Source organism: Amycolatopsis plumensis (assembly GCF_042652605.1).
In the GTDB taxonomy this organism is placed as follows: Bacteria; Actinomycetota; Actinomycetes; order Mycobacteriales; family Pseudonocardiaceae; genus Amycolatopsis; species Amycolatopsis plumensis.
The window spans coordinates 8,502,919-8,524,327 of the sequence record NZ_JBHSJY010000001.1 but is presented as its reverse complement, the minus strand read 5'-3'; the positions used below and the strand labels follow the sequence as shown (position 1 = coordinate 8,524,327).

Here is a 21,409-nt window from a genome sequence, read left to right as displayed (position 1 = left end):
AGTGATCGGCTACCCGGGCGAGTGGGGGACAAACGGAGGTGGTTTCCCCGGGCCGCCGCCGGGTACGCGGACGGGATGTCTGTGCAAGCCGTGGTGATGACGGAATTCGGTGGCCCTGATGTCCTGACGCTGAAGGAGGTCGAGCGGCCCGAGCCGGGGCCGGGAGAGCTCCTGGTCCGGGTGTTCGCGTCGGGGACGAACCCGGTGGAGGCGAAGATCCGGCAGGGGGTGGCGATCCCGGACCTCGAGCTGCCCGCGGTCCTCGGCGGTGACGTCTCCGGCGTTGTGGAGGCGGTGGGCCCCGGCGTGACCGATTTCGCCCGGGGTGACGAGGTGTTCTACACGCCGGAAATGGCGTCGCGGGCAGGGAGCTACACCGAGCTGAACGTCGTGGCGGCAACCATTGTCGCGCCGAAGCCCCGCGGCCTGAGTCACGTCGAAGCGGCGGCGATCCCGCTGGCCGGGGGCACGGCGTGGGAGGCGATCGTCCGGCGGCTGGCGGTGCGTCCCGGGGAGACGGTGCTGGTGCACGCCGGAGCCGGCGGGGTGGGCACGTTCGCCGTGCAGTTCGCGACCGCGGCGGGTGCCGGGGTGCTGGCCACGGCGGGGCCGGACAACCAGGACCTGCTGCGGGACCTCGGCGCCGAGCCGATCGACTACCACGAAGCCGACCCGGTCGAGGTGGCGCTGGAGCACACCGGCGGCACGGGCGTCGACGCCGTGCTGGACCTCGTCGGCGGCGAGAACCTGGTCAAGAGCTGCGCGGCGACCCGCCCGTTCGGCCGGATCGCGACGGTGCTGCCACCGAAGGGCGAGCTGAGCGCGCTGTACCAGCGCAACCAGCAGCTGCACGGGATCATGCTGACCCGGGAACGCCGCCGGCTGGAGGAGCTGACGCCGGTGTTCGAGCGTGGCCAGGCCCGGCCGGTCGTCGAAGAGGTCCTGCCGCTGGATCAGGTGCGCAAAGCGCACGAGCGGCTCGATTCCGGGCACGGCCGGGGCAAGACCATCTTGGACCTCACCTGATCGGTGAAGTGCGGTGGCGGCCGGGCAGCGGAACGCCGTCGGCTGCGGTGGCGACGCCGGTTCAGCCGCCGGAGTCCTGGTGGTCCAGACGGGAGACGGTGCAGCCCGACAGCCGGTCGCTCGCGTCCCGGGCGTGGGCTTCGCACAGCCTCGCGGTCACGCCGTCCTGATCGGTCACCACCGCGGTGACCGGCTCCGCGCAGGGTGTGTGCAGCCGGTCGTAGTCCCACGCGGCGGCGCAGCCGGGATCGGTGCACCAGGCGCGTCCTCCGCTCGAGTGCAGCGTGACGCCGTGGGCGGGGCACACGCCCCACGGGACGTCGCACAGGTTGGGGTCGCGGGCCACCCGGACCCGGGCCAGGTCTTCGGCCGTCCGGGAAACCTCGGCGGTGTAGTCGCTCAGGTCGTGGGTGGCCTTCGCGATGGGCCGGGCGAGGCGCTGCAGGTGGCCGTCGGGCGCGGTCTGCAGCCGGGCGGCCACCTCCGCGGTCCGCGCCGCGAGCGCTTCGGCGTCGGCGGCCAGCGCACGCAGCTCGGCCGGCAGGGGCTCGGGCGTGGTCGGCTCAGGCATGCTCGTCCTCGGTGGTCTGGGGTGATCGATGAGCGGACTGCGCAAGTACCCCGAACCCGGTCCGTCAAACCACGGGGCACCGTCCTCAGGCGGGACCCGGCGGGTGGTGCAGGGGTACGAGCCCGACCCGGCAGGCCACCAGCGCCACCTCGACCCGGTTGCGGACGTCCAGTTTGGCCAGGATGCTGGACATGCACGACTTGATCGTGGTCTCGGCGACCACCAGCCGACGCGCGATCTCGCGATTCGACAGTCCGTAGCCGATACCGCGGACCACTTCCAGCTCTCGGGAACTGAGGTCGGACAGTTCGCCGGGCACGGTGGCCGGGTCGTGGTTCGGCAGGAGCGTGAAACGGGAGAGCAGGTGCCGGATCGCCGCTCCGGCGAGGAAGGGCTCTCCGTCCGCGACCGAGCGGATCGCGGTGGAAAACACCCAATCCGGTGAATCCTTGAGCACATAGCCGTGGACACCGGCGCGGACGGCACCCAGCAGGGTGTCCTCGGTGAGCTCCTGCGCCATGAGCATCGTCCTGGTGCCACGGGCCGGGCCACCGAGCCGGCGGATGCCGCGGGTGACCTCCGGCCAGCCTGCCGGGGGGAGAGTGTCGTCCACCAGCAGCACGTCCGGTTCCTCGGCTTCCACCAGGCGCACGGCTTCTTCGGCGTCCTCGGCCGTTCCGACGACCCGGATCTCCGGGCCGCGTTCCAGCAGTGATCTGATGCCGACCCGGGCGAATTCCTGGTGGTCGGCGAGCACCACCCGGACGGGCTCGGCCGCCGCGCTCACCGGCTGCGGGACGTGGGCGAGTACCACGAAGATCCTTTCTCGTCAGCGGTGGTCCGCCGCCGCCGGGGGCGGGCTCGCGCTCGTCGCCGAGCCGGCCGGCCGGTCGAACTGGGCGGCCTGGATCTCGTACAGGGCGCGAAAATGCCCCTGGTCCAGGTCCAGCAGCTCGCCGGGCGGCCCGGATTCGACGAGCCGGCCCCGGTCGAGCACGTGCACGAGGTCCGCGTGGCGCACGGACGCCATCCGGTGGGTGATGAGGATGACCGTCTGCCCGCCCTCGGCCCGCTCGCGGATCTGGTCGAACACCCGCTGTTCCTCACGGGCGTCGAGCGCGGCGGTGGGCTCGTCGACGATGAGGATCGGCGCGACGCGGTAGTGGGACCGGGCGATGCCCAGGCGCTGCCACTGGCCGCCGCTGAGCTGGTGGCCGCCCTGGTACCCGAGGGCCAGGAGCGTGGCCCAGCCACGGGGGAGACCCTGGATCACCGGGGCGGCGCCCGCCTGGTCGGCGGCCTCCCGCAACCGCCGGTCGTCGGCGGGCGCGTGGGAGTCGCCGATGACAACGTTGACGCGCGCGGTGAACGGCCAGCGCTTGAAGTCCTGGCCCACCATGGCGATCCGGCCGAACAGCTGCTCCCGGTCGGCCTGCGCGGTGGGGATGCCGTCCCACCGCACGCTGCCGGTGTCCGGGAGGTAGAGCCCGGCGAGCAGCTTGACGAGGGTGGACTTGCCCGAGCCGTTCTCCCCGACCAGGGCGGTGATCCGCCCGGTGGGGATGCCGAGCGAGACGTCGTCGAGTGTGGGCCGGGCGTTCGCGTCGGTGCCGGGGTAGCGGAAGGTGACCTGGTCGAAGGTGATGTGGTGCGGGCGCCGGGGGACGTCGAGGCCGCCCGCCGGGATCGCCCAGCCGTCGGCCTCGACGCGCAGGCGGTCGAGGTCGCCGACGAACAGGCTCTCGTCGTACAGGTTGTTGATCGCCTGCACCATGCCGCCGAGACTGGCCGTGCCGGTGCGCAGGGCGAGCACGGCCGTTCCCGCGACGGACATCGCCATGGCACCGCCCCAGGCGAGGGCGCCCAGCGTGCAGTAGGTGGTGGCGGCGGCGAGACCGGTCCAGACCGCCACCCACAGCCCGGTGCGCGCGTCGAGCGTGGCCAGCCGGGTCTGTTCGGCCTCGGAGTTGGCCGACATGCTGCGGAAGTGCTTGAGGAGGAAGGGGCCGACCTGGTGGACCCGGATTTCGGGAGCGGCTTCGACGGCGGTGAGTTCGGTGCTCAGCACCCGGCTGGCGCGGGTGTGCTGCACCCAGGTTTGGAAACTGTCGTAACGGCGGCGGGTGGTGACCAGCGTTCCCCACGAACGCGGGATGACCATCAGCGCCAGCAGCGGCAGCAGCACCGGGTGCAGCACGGTCAGCACGCCCGCGGCGGTGGCCAGGGACAGCAGCGCGGTGATGACCCGGGTGCCGTGGCTGACCATCCGGCGGGCGGCCGGCGCGCCGTACTGGGCGGTGTCGAGCAGCCTGCGGAAACGGTCGTCCTCGAGGGCGGCCAGTTCCACGCGCGCGGCCGCCGTCAGGTACTGCTCGGTGGCGGCCCGTTCCATCTTGGGTTCGAGCCGCCCCGCCCCGTAGGTCGAGGCGGCCGAGAACACCGCACCCAGCACCGCGGTCACCGCGACCAGCACGAGTGACGGCAAGGCGTGGCCCAGCCGCTCGGCCGCGTCGCCGGTGGCCAGCACGGCCGCGAGGGCGGAGTTGACCGCGACCAGGCCGACGCCCTGCGCGACACCGCGTCCCAGCTCGGCGGCGGCGACCAGCTGCACCGCCGCCGCGTCGGCGCCACGCGCGAGCCGGACGGTGGTGCGGATGAGCGGCGGCATGGTCCGCACCACCGACCACAGGCCGAGCCGGCCGAAGGCGCCGTCGTGGGTGCTCGAACCGTTGAGGTAGAGCAACGGGCCGCCGAAGAGGAGCTGCTCCGAGGCGGACGTGCCGGACGATGGCCGAGACTTCACAGGGGACCTCACGACGTCGGCGGGGCAGCGGGCCGGGATCAGGTGTTGCGCACCATGATGTCCACGAAGGTCTGCATGAGCCTCAGCTGTGGCACCCACTCCTGGACGAACAGCCACTGGCCGTTCGGGTTCACCTCCAGGAAGATGTGCTCGTCGTCCGGCGTGACGATGAAGTCGAACGCCCCGAAGCGCAGGTCGAACTCGGCGAGCAGCTTGAGGCACGCGTCCGCGATGGAGTCGGGGAGCTCGCCGACGCTCGCTTGGTGCAGTACGTCCTGCCGGCGCCAGTCGTACCGGGTGAGCTCGTTCTTCTGGGAGTCGATCCGGCAGGTGAACACCTGGTCCTCGAAGACGGTGACGCGCAGCTCGTACTTCTTCTCGACGAGTTCCTGGAACATGCAGGCGCTCTGCCGCACGCTGTCGACGTTCTTCATGTCCTCGTCGGTGAACGGCCGGACGAGCGGGAGGCCGGGGACGAAGGTTTCGGCGGTGTAGGGCTCTTCCACCTCCCCGGGCAGCAGGAACGGTCCGGTCATGGACTTGAAGACCATCCGCTGGGAGGTCTCGTCGTAGAACTTGCGCACGTCCTCGGGGTCGTTGGTGATGAGGGTCTTCGGCGACACCAGGCCGTGGGCGGCGCCCTTCTTCATCTGGATGACCTTGTTGCCGGCCCGGCGGATGTTGTGCGGGTTGCTCATCCAGTAGACGTCGGGCTTGTCGAGCAGCAGCTCCCACAGCCCTTTCATCGCGTATTCGCTCTCTCGCCGGGCGTAGGGGAACTGCACGCGGGAGAGCGACTCCGAAGGGCGGGAAACGTAGGGCTTGCGCCACCAGACGGCCTTGATGTCGTCGAGGTCGATCGATCCGTCCTCCGTGTACAGCCGGTTCGCCCACTTCCCCTGCTGGTACTGCATTTCGATCTGCGCTCGCTGCGGGATGTCCTCGGGGTAGAAGAACGCCGCCTCCCGGCCGTTCCTGCGCAGGACCTCGGCCGCGGCGTAGGCCGTCGTGTCCCACCTGGACGTGACAATCAAAATCGTCGCGTTGCCCAAGACGTCTTCCTTTTCTCCTGGATGAAGGCTGGCACTGTCGGGTAGGCGGATCGGGGTGGGCCGTCGGTTCGCGAGGCGGCCCACCCCGACTTGCTCAGGACGATTCCGGACGGGTCACATCACTCGTCGTCCCACTGCCATTCGCTGTCGCTGTCGGCGTCGGGAACGGTGTTGGTGGTCGAGGGACCCGTGTCGGTGCCGGTGTGGGTCTGAGTGGACATGCCGATCGTCAGGAACGACTCGTCCGACTCCGGCAGCATCAGGTACTCGACGAGCCGGTCGAGCTGCTTCCGGGCGTTTTCGTCCGCGAGGACGTCCAGGGTGCCGTGGATCGGCTCCACTTCGCTCAGCAGGTGGCCGGCCATGACCTGTGGTGCTGTTTCCATGCGTGTCTCTTTCTGTGTGTCGGGCTCTGGGACCGATGTTGTCTTCCGGGTTTCTCCTGGCGGGCTCCCTTCGTCGTGGGGCTTCAGCCGCCGGCGACGGCGGCCAGGATCATCACGGTGCTTCCGGGCGCCACGGCGGAATCCACCGGTCCCAGGTCGCGTACGTCTTCCTCGCCGACGTAGACGCGGACGAACGGCAGGGGCTGGAAGCTGTCGTTGACGACGCGCCCGGTGAGGAGCGGAAACGCCTCGTGCATGTTTTCCAGCACCTGCCGCACCGTTTCCCCCGGCACGGAAAAGTTTCGGACGCCTCCGGTGAACTGCGCCAAAGACGAGGGGAGGGCAATGTGGACGTCACTCACGGGATCACCTCGGACAGCTGGAACGCGGATGTGACTGGCAGCCTCCGGGCTCAGGCCGGAGTCCTGGCGGGCATGGCTCGCGGAATGCTGTTCCCGCCCTTGCCGGGGTAGTCGAGACCGGGGCAGACCACCCTGACCACCGAGAAGACCTCGGGCCGGGTGGCCATTTCGGCCACGACCGGTGGCATCCCGGTGAGCTTTTCGACCCGGGCGGCGACGTCCCGCAGTTCCGTGTCGAGATCGTCGTGGGCACCGCCGTACCCTTCGGTCACGTCGTCGAGGGGCTGCCCGGCGGCCTGGGACAACAGGGGATCGGACACGTGGGGTGGCCGGTAGTCGGAGGGCAGGTTGTCCCGCGTCGTACAGATCCGCGTCAGGCGGGTCTGGACCGCTTCGGTGATCGCGCGGCTCATGGCGACCGAGACGTCCATGTGGGCGCCGGAACCGGCCGCGACGAGCGGGTAGAGCGGTGACCAGATGAAGGCCACGAACACGGGGATCGACAGGGCGTTGCGGACCATGGCCACCTCGCACCGCGTGTCCGCGTCGGCCAGCCGGTCGAGCAGCGACACGAGGTGCTCGTCCTCGACCGAGGACAGGTCGACCTGCACGCGGGCGTCGGCGCGGGTGGAGCTGAGACCGGCCAGCGCGTGGCGTTCGATCACCTCGTAGATGCCGTGCAGGCAGGCTTCCGGGAAGGTGTTGCCCGACGCGAGACCGTTGGACGTGGTCTTGAACACGCGTGGTTCCCACAGGCTGCCGCCGACCGACGACAGGCGCAGCAACTGGACGGGCAGCGGCACCGGTTCACCGCCGGACACCGTGCGGCCGTACGTCCAGCCGAGCCGCACCCGTTCGAGCGGCTGGTGCAGCCGGGACACGTTCAGGGCCCGGATCGGATACGGCAGGGCGAGGTCGTGTGCGGTCGCTTCGAAGGCGGGACACTCGAAATTTTCCGCGTGCCACATCTCGATCGACTCCATCGCCGCGGAGATCCGGGCCAGGAGCGGAGTCGCGCCCTTGCCCTGGGACGTGCCGTAGGTCTCCGACAGCGGCCGGACCGCGACCATCACGGGGATGCCGATGTGGTCCAGGTGGGTCACGTCCGCGACCCGGGTGATGCCGAAGTCGCCGAGCATCGGCTCGATGCGCGACCAGGTCGCTTCCGCCGACGCGGCCCGGTGCGTTCCCCTGAGGACGATTTTCTTCGTCATGCTGTTTCCGAGTGCAGGAATTTCTGCTCCTTGATGGCTCCGACGATGAACGGCTGGAGGATCGCGACCGCCGTCTTGATGTTGGGGATGCCCCGGCTGCGGTACTCGCGCGCCAGCTGCCCTGGCGGCACCTTCCAGAGCTCGCCCAGCAGAATCTTGCTGGCGTCCGGGGGCAGCACGGCCGGGGGGTCCTGCTGCGCGGAACCGGGGTTCCGGCGGGTGAACTCCCGCGTCTGCCGGAGGTGCCAGGAAACGGCTTCGACGTCTGACGGCTCCTCCGCGCGCAGCAGGAGCTCCACTTCGAACGGGTCGGTCAGGTCGGGCATCGGGCAGACGAAGTCGAACAGCCAGTCCTTCTTCTCTCGCTCCGCCGAGAGGGGGAAGCCGGTCACGCCGATCCGACGGGCCACGGAGTCCGCGAAGCTGCCCGCGGGTTCTCCGGTCGAAGCCCGGTGGTCCCGCTGGTAGGTCTCCTCCAGATAGCGTTCCCAGACGCGCGGATAATCGGGGTTGAAGAGCTGCTGGTAGGCGATCCGCCGGCCCAGCGGCGGATCGCCGGCCCGGCCGGCGAAGTGGTTGCCCCAGGTGCGGAGGAACACGGTCTTCCAGTCGCTGTCGCCCGCTCCGGTCACCCGGCCGACGGCGCCGGCGGTGATGAGGTCGTGCGCCGCGGCCACCGCGGAGAGGCAGTCCCGGCGCTTCCGGTCGAAGACGTGCGGATCGACGGCCAGCTGCCGCTCGTACCAGTCCGCCAGTTCGGGCCGGCCGGACCCGCGCAGGATCCGCAGGACGCGAGCCGGCGTCCGCGAGGGGTAGTACTCGGCGCGGAGGACGGAGACAACGTTGTCGACGTCCGTGGCCGGCAGGACTCCCGCGACGCTTGCGGCCTGCGCCGCCGCGTGGAGGTTCACGAGGGGAACACTCAGGCTCGAGTACGGCGCCGTGCCCTCGTGGGCTACGGCCACCGCGTCGTCGCCGTCGAACACCCCCGCCCGGTAAAGCTCGTAGACTTCCCCGACGCCCCGCATGCCGAAGGCGTCCAGTTCCAGGGCCCGGAGGGCGCCGATGCTCGCCGCGCCGAGCACGGTCACGCCCCGGTCCAGCGCGTACAGGTATTCCTTGTGCCGCAGGCCCAGCCGGTGGTGGTAGAAACCGTCGACGACGACCGCCACGTCACCGGCGGAGAATTCCGGGGAAAAGAAGTCTCCGTGCACCGCGGGCGGATGGATCACCGTGTCCGGAAATCTCCGGAGTATTTCCTCGGCCGGGCACGTCGGACCGACGTAGACGTGAATCTTTCCCTCGGGCATCGGACATCACTCTTTTCGCATCCGTGACGGATGGTGCGAGGCAATTCGGTGGGCTTTCTCGTAGGGGCGGGAGACGGCCTCAAGGTGATTCCGCCGGCACTCGCCGCCCCAGCACGTCGACCTGCGCGGCCAGCTGGTGCAGCCGCGGGCACTCGTAGAAGGCGTTCAGCGGGACGTCGACGCCGAAACTGGCCAGAACGGCCTCACGGACCCGGGGTACGGTGAGGGAATCCCCGCCGAGCGCGAAGAAGTCCGCCTCCTGGCCCGGCGGCCGCACGGCGAGGATCCGCGACCAGATGAGGGCCAGCCTCCGCTCGGTCGCGCTGCCGACCACGGCATCGGCTTCGCCGGAATCGGACGTCACGGCGGGCAGCCGCCGTCGGTCGATCTTCCCGAACGTCGTCAGCGGCATCTCGTCGAGCACGACGATGCGCGCCGGCACCATGTTGCGCGGCAACCGGTCCGCGAGCGCCGCCTTCAGCCGGTCGGGTCCCCCTTCGGCACCGGCGCTGAGCTGGACGTAGGCCACCAGCTGGGAGCGGCCTTCGCCGGCCTCCCGCAGGACCACGCCGGCGTGCACGACGTCCGCGATGTCGAGGAGCGCGGCTTCGATCTCGCCCAGCTCCACCCGCACGCCGTGCAGCTTGACCTGGTTGTCGAGCCTGCGGTGGAACACCAGGTCACCGCCGGGCCGCCTGCTGGCCAGATCGCCCGTCCGGTACACGCGAAACCCCGGTTCGCCGTGCGGGTCGGGGAAGAAGGCCGCGCCGGTCGACTCGGGGTCGTTGAGGTAACCGGGCGCCAGGAAGCGGCTGCGCACCCACACCTCGCCGGCCTCGCCGTCGCCCACCTCCTCGCCGTCGGGGGTGCGCAACCACACTTCGCGGCCCGGCAGCGGCCGCCCGACCGGCACCGCGGGCGCGCGCTCGTCCTCGGGCGTGACCAGGTAGAAGGTGGCCAGGATGTTCTCGGTCTGCCCGTACATGTTGTAGATGTCGGCCCGCGGGAAGGCGGTGCGCATCTTGGTGACGAGCGAAGGCCGCAGTTCCTCACCGGAGACGGTGAGCACCCGCACCTGGTCCAGCGGCGCCGCCCCGGTGCTGTCCAGGGCGTCGGTGAGCGCGCGGTAGAGACTGGGGGCGGTCACCAGGTGAGTCACCGCTTCGCGGCGGATCCATTCCACGACCGCGCGCACGTCCGACTTGCCCTCCGGCGGCGGCATGACGAGGGCCGCGCCGCTGCGGACCGCGGAGAAGATCTCCACGCAGGCGGCGTCGTAGCTGAACTGCGCCCACTGGAACTGCCGCGCCTCCGGCGACAGGCCGACCTGGCCGGCGTACCACTCGGTGAGCTGGTCGATGTTGCTGCGCGTCAGCACGATCCCCTTGGGGGTGCCGGTCGAGCCGGAGGTGTAGACGACCGTGGCGGTGTCGGACGGCAGTGCCGTCGCACCGCGGTCGCGGCTGACGCGCTCGATGAACGCCGTCGAGGAGTCCCCGATCCGCAGCAGGCCCAGGTTCAGCCCGGCGAGTTCGGCGACCAGCCGCCGACCGGCCGGACCGCTGTCGGTCATCAGGTACTTGGCCGCGCAGTCACGGACCACGTTCCGGTTCCGCGCCGCCGGCTGGGCGGCGTCCAGCCACACGAAGGCCGCGCCGACCTCCAGCGTGGCGAAGATGGCCGCCACCGCGTCCGGTCCGTGCTCGATGCTGATCGCCACGGCGTCGTGCGGGCGCAGTCCCAAGCAGGCCAGCACTTCCGCGTACTGGGCGACCCGGCGGCGCAGGTCGCCGTAGGAACACACGCCGTCGGCGGTGATGATCGCCGGCCGCGGGTCGTCCTCGCGGAACTCGCGCAGGGGGGCCAGGACGCGGGTGGTGTTCGGGTGCACGCTATCGCCCTCCAGTCCGGCGGGCCGGAGAGGTACTCCGGCACCGCGTCAAGTCCGATCGAAGGAGTTCGGTGACGATGTCGCCGAGGCCGTCCGGGACCGCCGAGGCGATCAGGTGGGGTGCCGGCAGCTCGTCGAGGGTGAAGACCGACTCCGTGTAGCGGCGCCACTGCGCCATCTCCGCCGTGCCGATCTCGCGGTCCGCGGCACCGGCGATCGCGTGCACCGGGCAGCCCAGCGCGGGCCGCTCGGACCGCGGAACCTGGTGCACCAGCTCGATGTCGGCCCAGACCGCGTCGAGCACGATTTCCCTGAGCTCGTCACAGCCGAGGACGTCTTTCGCGCTTTCGTCGGTGCGGAGCAGCAGATCCGGCAGCTGCTCACGGGAGATTACGGGCGACGGCGGCAGCAGGTGCGGCGGGCACGCGGACAGCAGCACCACGGCCAGTGCGGGCCGGTCGGCTTCGAGCCGCCTCGCGACCTCGACCGCGAGCAGACCTCCGAAACTCTGTCCCAGCAATGCGATCGGGGGTTCCGCTCCGGCGGCCGCCCGGAGCGCGTCCGCGATCCCGGCGGCCAGGTCCCGCAGGTCGGTCACGGCCGGCTCGCCGATCCGGCCGAACCGGCCGGGCAGCTGGACGGCCCACAGTTCCGCGTCCGGCGGAAGGGCGGCGCTCAAGGCGGAAAAGGACGCCGCCGAACCGCCCGCATGCGCGAAGCACACCAGCCGGAAGCGGGGCGCCTGCCTCGGACGGGGGATGGAGAACCAGGAGCCGCTCACGCCGGAACGCCTGATCACGCCCACCTCCCGGGATCGGTTCGCCGGCTTCCGCCCGGCCCGCCGGCCACGCCGGACCTGACCCACCGTCACGTCCGGTGCACGGGGCGGTCAAGGGAACTGGCGGTTCGTACCGTCGACTGTTGTCCCTTCGTCTAGGAGCCCGGGTACCAATGGTGGGTTTGTTCCCGCCGATGGTTCCACCTGGTTGACTCTTGACAGTCGACGACCTTTAGCTGGGCCTCGCTGGGTGTCTGCCAGGTGAGGAGTTCCCCGGGTATGAACGATATCGACGACTTCGACGAGGGAACCGGGTCTTTCCCGGGAACGCTGGTCGACATTCTGAGAAGGCGGGCGGCCGAGTCGCCGGACGACCTGTTCTGCGCATTCCTGTCCGGCAGTGTGGAAATCGCGGAACAGGCGAGCTGCGCGGATCTCGATCGCTCGGCCCGCGCCTGCGCCGCGCTGCTCCGGAAACGCGGCTTCGCCGGCCGCAATGTCGTGCTCGCCTGCCCTTACGGGCTCGATTTCATCAAGGCCTTCGCCGGCTGCCTTTACGCGGGGGCGCCGGTCGCACCCGTGAAGGTGCCGCGAGGCCGGCGCGACCTCGAACGGTTGCGTCGCATCGCCGACGCGGCCGGGACCCGGGTCGTGCTGATGACCGGTCGGGACCTCCGGGAACTGCGCTCCCGGTTTCCCGGCGCGGAGGAACTGCGGGACCTGATCCTGATCGAGACGGACGACATCGCGGCCGAGCCGGCCGAGGAGTGGACGCGTCCGGACATCGACCCGCAGCACACCGCGATCCTCCAGTTCACCTCCGGTTCCACCGGACGGCCGAAAGGGGTGATGGTCTCCCACCGCAACCTGATCGCCGAGGCCCGGCTCATCGACCGGACCTGGCCCGTGCGCGACGACGGAGTGGTGGCCTCCTGGGTCCCGTTCCACCACGACCTTGGCCTGGTCTACAGCGTCATCGTCCCGATGGTCCTCGGCGTTCCGGCGTACCTGCTGCCACCGGAGCTGTTCGTCCGACGTCCCCGGCGGTTGCTGCAGGCCGTTTCCCGGTACCGGGCCACGCACACGTGCAGTCCCAACTTCGGCTTCGAACTGTGCCTGCGCGACACCGGGACCGACCTGGACCAGCTGGACCTGTCCGCACTGCGGGTGGCGCTCAACGGCGCCGAAGTGGTGCGCGAGCACACCGTGCGGCGCTTCGCCGGCCAGTTCGCGGCCGCCGGGTTCGACCCGAGGGCGATGTGCGCGGGCTACGGCATGGCCGAGTCGACCCTGGTGGTCTGCGGCTCGCGGGGCGACGAACCACCCCGGGTCCGGTGGCTGTCCGCGCCGGCGCTGCGCAAAGGCGAGGTCCTCGCGATCGACCAGGACGATCCCGACGCCGTACCGGTCGTGAGCTGCGGGGCACCGTTGACGGGCGTCGACGTCCGCGTCGTGGATCCGGAGACCCGGCGCGAGCGGCCGGGCGACGAGATCGGCGAGGTGTGGGTGCGGGGTTCGTGCGTCGCGCAGGGCTACTGGAACCGGCCGGACGCGACCCGCGAGACCTTCGAGGCGCGTATCGCCGGCCGGGAGCGCGACGGCGTCTTCCTGCGTACCGGCGACCTGGCGTTCCTCAGCGACGGGGAACTGTACGTGGCCGGCCGGATGAAGGACCTGATCATCGTGGACGGGGAGAACCACCACCCCGAGGACGTCGAGTCCGCCGTGGAGACCTGCGATCCATCACTGGCCACCGTGTCCTGCGCCGCCTTCGCCGTCGACCGGGACGGCGCGGAGCAGGCCGCGGTGGTCGTCGAGATCACGCCGCGCACCCTGGCCGCGACCACCGCCGAGAGGTTCGCCGAACGGGTCAGGGAAGTGGTCTGGGACCGGTGCCGGTTGCCGGTCGCCGAGGTGGCGGTGGTCCGCAGGGGATCGCTGGCCAAGACCTCCAGCGGCAAGATCCAGCGCTCCGAGAACCGGCGCCTGCTGGAGACCGGTGCCTTCGACGGCGACCTCCTGGCTCACCTGCGCGCCGAACGGCCTCAGGCCGTGCCGGGCGTCCCCGACGCCCAGCCGGCCCCGGCGGCGAGCCTGGTCCGGCCAATGGTGCGGCTGACGCTGTCCCGGATCGTCGGCGTCCCCGCCGAGCAGATCACCGACGACCAGCCGTTCGCGCACTACGGGCTGACCTCCCGGGGCGCGCACCAGCTCGCCGCCGCGGCGGAGGTGATCGTCGGCCGGCCGATCGACGTCACCCTGGTGCTCAACCACCCCACCGTCGAGGAGCTCACCCAGGCGCTGGGCCGTGCGGAAGAGACGGTGTAGGAATGGATGATTCGACCGCCGGCGGCCGGGACGGCCGCGACATCGCGATCATCGGCACCGCCTGCCGGTTCCCCGGCTCGGTGCGCACCGCCGAGGACCTCCTGAAGCTCTCGGTCGACGGTGTCGACGCGATCACCGAGATGCCGGAGGACCGGCGGCTCGGCGAGCTCTTCTCGCCCGACATGACCGAACCGGGCCGGATCAGCACCCGCTGGGTCGGCGCCGTCGACGGGATCGACCGGTTCGACGCGGAGTTCTTCGGGATCACCGCCCGCGAGGCCGAGCAGATGGATCCCCAGCAGCGAATCCTGCTGGAGACGGCGTACGAGGCGCTCGAGTCGGCCGGGGTGGCACCGGGGAGCCGTCAGCTGGCGCGCGGCGGGGTGTACGTCGGCGTCAGCGGTAGCGACTACGGACGGCTGCTCGGCCGGCGGCTGACCGAACTCGGCGGGCACTTCATCACCGGGCACGCCGCGTCGATCGTGGCCAACCGCGTGTCGTACCTGCTGGACATGGGCGGCCCCAGCATGGCCGTCGACACCGCCTGCTCGTCCTCGCTGGTGGCCGTGCACCTCGCGGTCCGGGCGCTGCGGGACGGGGACTGCCCGGTCGCGCTGGCCGCCGGCGTGAACCTGGTGCTCGCGCCCGACAACTGGGTGTCCGCGTCCCAGGCCGGGATGCTGTCGCCGACCGGGCGCTGCCGGGCCTTCGGCGCGGCGGCCGACGGGTTCGTCCGCGCGGACGGCTGCGGCGTCGTGGTGCTCAAGACCCTGGCCCGGGCCCGGGAAGACGGCGACGAGGTCCTCGCCGTGATCCGGGGCAGCGCGACGAACCAGGACGGGACCAGCAACGGGCTCACCGCGCCCAACGGCCCGGCTCAAGAAGCGGTCATCCGTGCCGCGCTGGCCGACGCCGGGGTACGCCCCGAAGAAGTCGGCTTCGTGGAAGCGCACGGGTCCGGCACGCCGCTCGGAGATCCGATCGAGTTCGGTGCGCTCGCCGCCACGTACGGGCAGGTGCCGGCGGGAAGCCCGCCCTGCTACGTCGGTTCGGTGAAGTCCACCATCGGGCACACCGAGGCGGCGGCGGGCATGGCCGGCCTCATCCGGCTGACGGCGTGCCTGCGAGCCGGGTCCGTCCCGGCCTCCCTGCACACCGAGGACCTCAACCCGCGCCTGGCCGCGTACCGGACGCGGTTGGTGGTCGCCCAGCAGAACACGACCTGGTCCGACGAGCTCGGCCGCCGGACGGGCGGGGTCAGTTCCTTCGGGTTCGGCGGCACCAACGCGCACGTGATCGTGCAGCAGGCCGAACCCCGCCCGGCCCGGCCCGCCACGCCAGCCCCACCGGTGCTGGTGCTTCCGCTGTCGGCCAAGGGCGAGGTGCCGCTGCGGGAGCTGGCCGGCCGGTACCTGTCCCGGCTGGCCGAGGACGACGGCGCGACGGCGGGGGACCTGTGCTACAGCGCGTCCGCGCGGCGGGCCCACCACCCGGCGCGCGTGGCGTTCAGCGGACGAGACGGCGCCGAGCTGCGTCAAACGCTGGAATCGTTCCTGTCCGGCGGAGGAACGCCCGGCCCGCAGGACACCCCGGTCTGGCGCGACACCGTTCTCGTGTTCCCGGGACTGGGGCCGCAGACGAGCGAGCTGGGCGCGCAGCTCCTGCGCTCGGAGCCCACCCTGGCCGAGCACGTCCACCGCTGTTCCGCCGCGTTCGAACCGTTCCTGGGCGTCTCCCTCCTCGAGCTGCTGGACGACGGCCGTCCCGAGGCCGGCGAGGTGACGCTGACCCGGACGGACATCGCCCAGGCGCTGCACTTCACGGTGCAGAGCGGGCTCGCGGCACTGTGGTCGTCGTTCGGCCTCCGCCCGGCCGCCGTGATCGGGCACAGCGCGGGGGAGCCGACCGCCGCGTACGTCTCCGGCATGCTGGACTTCGACGCCGCGGTGGCGCTGGTCGCCACCCGCGGGGCGGTCATGCAGCACGCCGCCGCGGACCGTCGCATGGTCGCCGTCGCCGCCGCCCCGGACGAGATCGCCGACCTGCTCGCCCGCTGCCCGGAGGACGTCGTGCTGGCGGTGGACAACGGCCCGCGCAACGTGACGCTGTCCGGCCCGACCGCGTCGGTCGAGCAGCTGGCCGCCCGGCTGCAGGCCGACGGCCACCGGGCCCGGCTGCTGTCCATCCGGTTCGGTTCCCACCACCCCGATCTCGCCCCGGTGGGCGAGGAGCTGGCGCGCCGCGGCGCCGGTGTCGCGACCGGTCCCGGGTCCCTCCCGCTGTTCTCCTCGATCACCGGTGCGCTGCTCGACCCCGCGCAGATGGACGCCCGGCACTGGGGCCGGGGCGTGGTCGAGCGGGTCCGGTTCCGGGAAGCCGTGCAGCAGGCCGCCACCATGGGCTTCACCAGCTTCCTCGAAATCAGCCCGCAGCAGGTGCTGCTCGGCCCGGTGCACACGAGCGCGGCCGCCGTCGGCGTGCGGGCGAGCGTGGTGCACGCGCTCGGCGACGACGGGGCCGGCACCGCGAGCCCGCGAGCGGTGCTGCCCGAGTTGTACCGGCGCCGCGCCGACCTCGACTGGGAGGCGGTTTACCCGGGCGGCCGGTTCCTGCCGGGCACGCCGACCTATCCCTGGCAGCGCGTCCGCCACTGGGCGCTGGACGGCCAGGACCCGGCCGAACTTCCACCGGAAACAGTCAGGAGTCGTGCAATGCCAGCAGCACCGGAACAGGCCCTGACGGCGGTGGCCGACGAGGTCGCCGCGGTCCTGAAGTACCCGCGCGAGCAGATCACCCCGCACGCGTTCTTCCTCGAGCTGGGCGCGGACAGCATCCTGTTGCTCCAGCTGGTCAACAAGCTGAACAAACGGCACGGGACGGCCTTCAAGGCGACCGACCTGTTCGAGAAGTACCAGTCCGTCGGTGACCTCGCCGACGCGCTGGCGCAGACCGGTACCTTCCCGGACGACGCGGGTGCGCCCGAAGCCCCGGCCGCACCGGTCACCGCACCCGTCGTCGTCGACGCGGTGCGGTCGCCGGTCCCCGAAGCCGCTCGGACCGGGCTCGACGCGGTGGTGCAGAACCAGCTCGCGATCATGCAGCAGCAGCTGGCCCTGCTCGGCGGGACGCCCGCCGTCGAAGCCCCGGCGCAGGATTCCCCGGCCGTCGAGGAACCGGCCCCGCAGCGCGCCGCGCCCGTCACCGCGGCCACGGTCCCCACGGCCGCCGCGCCCGGCCCGGCCGCGGCCGCCGCCAGGCTGACCGAGCGGCAGAAGTCCCACGTGGACGCTCTGGTGCGGCGCATGGAGGAGCGCAGCCCGCAGTCGAAGAAGCTCGCCGGCCGGCACCGCCGCCGCATGGTGGAAAGCCGTCCGTGGGCCAACTTCCGCGCCGAGACGAAGGAGCTCAACTTCCCCATCGTCATCGACCGGGGCCGGGGCTCGCACTTCTGGGATCCCGACGGCAGCGAGTACATCGACTATTGCGTCGGTTTCGGCGTGCACTTCCTCGGCCACAACCCGCCGTTCGTCCAGGACGCGATCGCCGCGCAGCTGTCGCGTTCGTTCACCCTGGGACCGCAGGTGGAACTCACCTACCAGGTCGCCGAGACGTTCTGCCGGATCACCGGGCACGACCGGGTTTCCTTCTGCAACACCGGATCGGAGGCGGTGATGGGCGCGGTGCGCCTGGCCCGGCTCGCGACCGGACGGCGGAAGGTGGCCTACTTCGAGAAGTCCTACCACGGCATCACCGACGGGATGCTCGCCCGGCGCGGTGAGGAACTCGGCAGTGTGACGGCGATGGTGGACGGGCTCCCGCCCGGCGCGCTGCACGACGTGGTCGTCCTGCCCTACGACGACCAGGCCGCGTTGGACTACCTGGCGGCCAACAGCCACGAGATCGCCGCTGTGGTGAGCGAACCGATCCAGGCGCGGAACCCGGTCTCGCGGCCGGCCGAATTCCTGCGCAAGCTGCGCCGGCTGACCGAGGACACCGGGACGGTGCTGATCTTCGACGAGATGATCACCGGGTTCCGGATGCACATCCGCGGCGCGCAGGGACTGCTCGGGGTGATGCCGGACCTGGCCACCTACGGGAAGGTGCTGGGCGGCGGCCTCCCGGTGGCGGCGATCGCCGGCAAGCAGGCGCTGATGGACGGGCTCGACGGCGGCAGCTGGACCTACGGCGACCGCAGCGCTCCCACCGCGGAGACCACGTTCTTCGGGGGCACGTTCCAGAAGCACCCGCTGGCGATGGCGGCGGCCAACGCCACCCTCGGCTACCTGGAAGAGCACCAGGACACCGTGTACGCCGAAGTGAACGACCGGACCGCGCGGCTGGTCGGCGCGCTCTCCGACCTGTTCGGACGGCACGAGGTGCCGTACTCGCTGGCCTCCATCGGGTCCCTGTGGCGGTTCCAGTACCGCGGGATGTCCAACCTGTACCACCCGCTGCCGCTGGAAATGCTCTACCACAACCTGCTGGCGGACGGGATCTTCATGTGGGAGGGCCGGACGTTCTTCATGTCCGCCGCGCACACCGACGGCGACGCCGAGCACCTGCTCGACGCGGTGGACCGCGGCCTGCACGCGCTGCGGGAGGCGGAGTTCCTGGACCCCGTCGCCACGCCGCCGCCGGTGCGGTCGGCGCCCCGCCACCCGATGTCCGCCCAGCAGCGCGAAGTGTGGCGGATCGACCGGCGGCTCCGGCCGGATTCGGCCGTGTACAACGAGACCGCGGTGCTGGAGCTGACCGGAGCGCTGAACCTGCCGGCCCTGGAAGCCGCGTTGGCGGCGGTGCGGGAACGGCACCCCGCCCTGCGCGCGGTCTGCTCCGCCGACGGGCGCGAGCTGGTCCTCGAGGACGGCGTCGAGACCACCACCCCGGTGCACGAGGTGCCCGCCGGACCCGGCCTGCAGGCCGTGATCGACGAGTACGCCAACACCCCGTTCGACCTCACCGCGGGGCCGCTGTTCCGGCCCACGGTGCTGCGGCACTCGGACACCCACCACCACCTGCTCGTCTCCGCGCACCACGTGGTGTTCGACGGCACCTCGATGGTCGCGGTGCTCGACGACCTCGCCGAGGGCTACACCCGGGCGGCGCGGGGACTGGCCCCGGTGACGATGCGGGGTGCGCGGTGGCAGCCGACGTCCCGGGACCTGCCGCCCGGTGACCGGCAGGCGGCGCTCGACCACTGGCAGCGGCGGCTGCAAGCACCTCCCGCGGCGGCGTGGGACACCCCCGGCCGGCCGGCCGAAGCTCCGGGGGTCCGGCGGGCGCTGGAGTTCGACACGGATCTCTGGGCGACGCTGGTGAAGCGGTGCGCGCACCTGCGCTGCACGCCGTTCATGGCGGCCTTCAGCGCGTTCACCGCGGCGCTGCACGACGTCACCCGGCGCGACGACCTCGTGGTCAGCACTCCGGTCGACCAGTCCCGGGGTGCGACGGACCAGGGCCTGGTGGGGCACTACGTCAGTTACGTCCCGGTGCGCAGCCGGCTCACCGACGGCGGCTTCCCGGCGCACCGCGAGCGGTTCAGCCGGCTCCTCGGCGACGACCTGTCCCACGGGACGCTGCCGCTGGAAGACGTCCTCGGCGAGCTCGCCGACCGGGGAGCGATCGACGACGCCTGGCTCGCCCGGCAGCGGCTCACCTCGGTGGTCTTCAACCTGAACCGTCCGATGCTCCCGCCGGCGATGGGCGACTTGGACGTCCGCGTGCATCTGCCGTCCACTGTGGACGCGATGTTCGATCTGCTCTTCGACGTCGTCCCCATGGAAGACAAGGTGTACGTGGAAATCGTGCACCGCGACCAGGTGCCCGCCGAAGACGTCGAGCGGCTCTGGAAGTGCTGGCTGGAGCTGGTGCGCGAGATCGCCTACGCCGACGGAGCGTCCTGATGGCCCGGCGGAGCGACGAGAGCATCGGCAGCCTGCTGAGGTCGGCGGCGGCCCGCGAGCCCGGCGCGGTCGCGGTCCGCTCGCTGGACAGCGAGCTCACCTACCGTGAACTGCTGGCCCGGGCGGGTGCGATCGCCCGGCGGCTGGACGTGCTGGGCGTACCGGCCGGCGAACCCGTCGGCCTGCTGCTGCGGCGCACGCCCAACCTGATCGCGGCCCTGCTCGCGGTGCTGCTGTCCGGCCGGACCTACCTCCCCCTGGATCCCGCCCACCCCGCGGACCGGATCACCTTCCTGCTGACGGATTCGGGCGCGCGGCGCGTGCTGGTCGACGAGGACTGCGCCGCGGTGCTGCCACCGGGGCCGTGGACGCCGATCGACACCGGCGCGTGCCTGGACGAGCACGAGGGCGAACCGCCCTTCCGCCCGACGGATCCGGCGTCGGCGGCGCTCGTCATCTACACCTCGGGCACCACCGGCCTGCCGAAGGGGTGCTGGATCACCCACCGGAGCCTGGACAACTTCGTCCGGTGGACCGTCGGCCACTGCCCGCGTGAGACGTTCGCGTGCAGCGTGGCCGCGACCTCGCTCTGCTTCGACTTCTCCGTCGCCGAAATCCTGCCGGCGCTGGTCGCCGGCGGCTCGGTGCTGGTGCTGGACAACCACGTGGAGGTCCTGGACCTGCCGGAGCACCTGCGGCCGACGCAGGTGAACGGGGTGCCCAGCGTGCTGAGCGACGTCATCCGCGACCGGCCGCTGCCGAGCAGCGTGCGGCTGGTGACCCTCGGCGGCGAACCCGTGCCACCCAGCCTGGTCGCGAGGCTGCTCGACAGCGGCGTCCCGCTGCTGCGCAACGTGTACGGGCCGACCGAGACCACCGTGGTCGCCACCTCCGCCTACCTCACCCGGGCCGACACCGATCGGGTGGTCTCGCTCGGAGACCCCGTGTCCGGAGTCGACATTTACCTGGTCGACGACAGCTTCCGGCCGGTACCGGACGGGACCGTCGGTGAGCTGATCATCGGCGGCGCCGGCGTCAGCAACGGCTACCCCCGGCTGCCGGCCCTGACCGCCGCCAGGTTCGTCGCCGACCCGTTCTCCGGGAGACCGGGGGCCCGCGTGTACCGCACCGGGGACCACGCGCGGCGCACCGAAGACGGCCGCCTGGAGTTCGTCGGACGGCGCGATCACCAGGTCAAACTCCGCGGGGTGCGGATCGAGCTCAACGAGATCGAGCAGGTGCTGATGAGCCACCCGTCGGTGGCGGCGGCCGCGGTGGTGGTGGCCGGCGCCGAACCGGCGCAGTTCCTGCTGGCCCACCTCTGGCCCGCCGATCACCGGAGGCCGCCGACGGCCGCCGAGCTGAGCGCGCACGTCGAGGCCAAGCTGCCGAGTGCGCTGTGGCCGGCCCGGTACGCGCTGCTCGACGAGCTTCCCCTGACCACGAACGGGAAGATCGACCGTTCGCGGCTGCCCGGTGATCCGCGGCCGCTTCCCGGCGGCGGCCACGCACCGCCCGAAGCCCCGGACGACGAGGCCGCTCTGCTGGAGCGGCGGCTCGCCGAGATCTGGGCGAGCACGCTGAACGTCCCGGCGGTGCGGCGCGACGACAACTTCTACGCCTTGGGCGGCAGTTCCATGGACCTGATCCGGATCCGGAAGTCGATCCTGACCGAGTTGACGATGGACGTGCCGATGACGGTCCTCATGGGACATCCGACCGTGGCCGAACTCGCCGGGGAGCTGGTCGGCGAGTTCCTGCTGAGCCGGACATGACGCGGGAGGT

Annotated in this window: 14 protein-coding genes; 4 read left to right on the top strand and 10 right to left on the bottom strand. The window is 71.5% G+C overall.

The features are described 5' to 3' along the window. The first annotated feature begins 75 nt into the window (after positions 1 to 75). Positions 76 to 1,026 carry a zinc-binding dehydrogenase gene (locus tag ACFPLC_RS40970; protein ID WP_378203344.1) on the top strand — a complete coding sequence of 317 codons (951 nt, stop codon included), beginning with the start codon at positions 76 to 78 and terminating at the stop codon, positions 1,024 to 1,026. Positions 1,027 to 1,087: 61 nt separating this feature from the next. Here the strand turns inward: ACFPLC_RS40970 and ACFPLC_RS40965 are convergent, their stop codons facing one another. The 10 genes from ACFPLC_RS40965 to ACFPLC_RS40920 form a co-directional block, all read right to left on the bottom strand. Then, positions 1,088 to 1,597, bottom strand: a complete 510-nt coding sequence (locus ACFPLC_RS40965; protein WP_378203341.1) for a hypothetical protein — start codon at positions 1,595 to 1,597, stop codon at positions 1,088 to 1,090. Positions 1,598 to 1,682: 85 nt separating this feature from the next. Further along, positions 1,683 to 2,411: a LuxR C-terminal-related transcriptional regulator gene (locus tag ACFPLC_RS40960; protein WP_378203338.1), complete on the bottom strand. Its 729-nt coding sequence runs from the start codon at positions 2,409 to 2,411 to the stop codon at positions 1,683 to 1,685. A gap of 15 nt (positions 2,412 to 2,426) precedes the next feature. Further along, positions 2,427 to 4,400: an ABC transporter ATP-binding protein gene (locus ACFPLC_RS40955; RefSeq protein ID WP_378203335.1), complete on the bottom strand. Its 1,974-nt coding sequence runs from the start codon at positions 4,398 to 4,400 to the stop codon at positions 2,427 to 2,429. 38 nt (positions 4,401 to 4,438) lie between these two features. After that, on the bottom strand, positions 4,439 to 5,452 hold the full coding sequence (locus ACFPLC_RS40950) for an MvdC/MvdD family ATP grasp protein (RefSeq protein ID WP_378203332.1): 1,014 nt from the start codon (positions 5,450 to 5,452) through the stop codon (positions 4,439 to 4,441). A 119-nt stretch (positions 5,453 to 5,571) separates the two neighbouring features. Then, the gene (locus tag ACFPLC_RS40945) at positions 5,572 to 5,838 is read right to left on the bottom strand and encodes a hypothetical protein (RefSeq protein ID WP_378203329.1); all 267 of its coding nucleotides are present in this window, start codon (positions 5,836 to 5,838) and stop codon (positions 5,572 to 5,574) included. An 83-nt stretch (positions 5,839 to 5,921) separates the two neighbouring features. Then, positions 5,922 to 6,131, bottom strand: coding sequence for a MoaD/ThiS family protein (locus ACFPLC_RS40940; RefSeq protein WP_378236114.1), 210 nt, complete (start codon positions 6,129 to 6,131; stop codon positions 5,922 to 5,924). Positions 6,132 to 6,250: 119 nt separating this feature from the next. After that, positions 6,251 to 7,414 carry a YcaO-like family protein gene (locus ACFPLC_RS40935; protein ID WP_378203323.1) on the bottom strand — a complete coding sequence of 388 codons (1,164 nt, stop codon included), beginning with the start codon at positions 7,412 to 7,414 and terminating at the stop codon, positions 6,251 to 6,253. Then, positions 7,411 to 8,724 carry a TfuA-like protein gene (locus tag ACFPLC_RS40930; RefSeq protein WP_378236113.1) on the bottom strand — a complete coding sequence of 438 codons (1,314 nt, stop codon included), beginning with the start codon at positions 8,722 to 8,724 and terminating at the stop codon, positions 7,411 to 7,413. The genes ACFPLC_RS40935 and ACFPLC_RS40930 overlap by 4 nt, the downstream gene beginning before the upstream one ends. 79 nt (positions 8,725 to 8,803) lie before the next feature. Next, entirely contained in the window at positions 8,804 to 10,615 is a 1,812-nt protein-coding gene (locus ACFPLC_RS40925; protein ID WP_378203316.1) for a non-ribosomal peptide synthetase, read from the bottom strand. A 1-nt stretch (position 10,616) separates the two neighbouring features. Beyond that, complete coding sequence (locus tag ACFPLC_RS40920; RefSeq protein WP_378203313.1) at positions 10,617 to 11,414, bottom strand: thioesterase II family protein; 798 nt, start codon at positions 11,412 to 11,414, stop codon at positions 10,617 to 10,619. Between the two features lie 258 nt (positions 11,415 to 11,672). Here ACFPLC_RS40920 and ACFPLC_RS40915 point away from each other — a divergent pair, with 258 nt between their 5' ends. From ACFPLC_RS40915 to ACFPLC_RS40905, 3 genes are read left to right on the top strand one after another with little or no spacing between them, the layout of a single operon-like run. Beyond that, positions 11,673 to 13,721, top strand: coding sequence for an AMP-binding protein (locus ACFPLC_RS40915; RefSeq protein WP_378203309.1), 2,049 nt, complete (start codon positions 11,673 to 11,675; stop codon positions 13,719 to 13,721). Positions 13,722 to 13,723: 2 nt separating this feature from the next. Beyond that, positions 13,724 to 19,624: an aminotransferase class III-fold pyridoxal phosphate-dependent enzyme gene (locus tag ACFPLC_RS40910; RefSeq protein ID WP_378203306.1), complete on the top strand. Its 5,901-nt coding sequence runs from the start codon at positions 13,724 to 13,726 to the stop codon at positions 19,622 to 19,624. Beyond that, positions 19,624 to 21,399 carry a non-ribosomal peptide synthetase gene (locus ACFPLC_RS40905; RefSeq protein ID WP_378203303.1) on the top strand — a complete coding sequence of 592 codons (1,776 nt, stop codon included), beginning with the start codon at positions 19,624 to 19,626 and terminating at the stop codon, positions 21,397 to 21,399. The genes ACFPLC_RS40910 and ACFPLC_RS40905 overlap by 1 nt, the downstream gene beginning before the upstream one ends. The last annotated feature ends 10 nt before the right edge of the window (positions 21,400 to 21,409 follow it).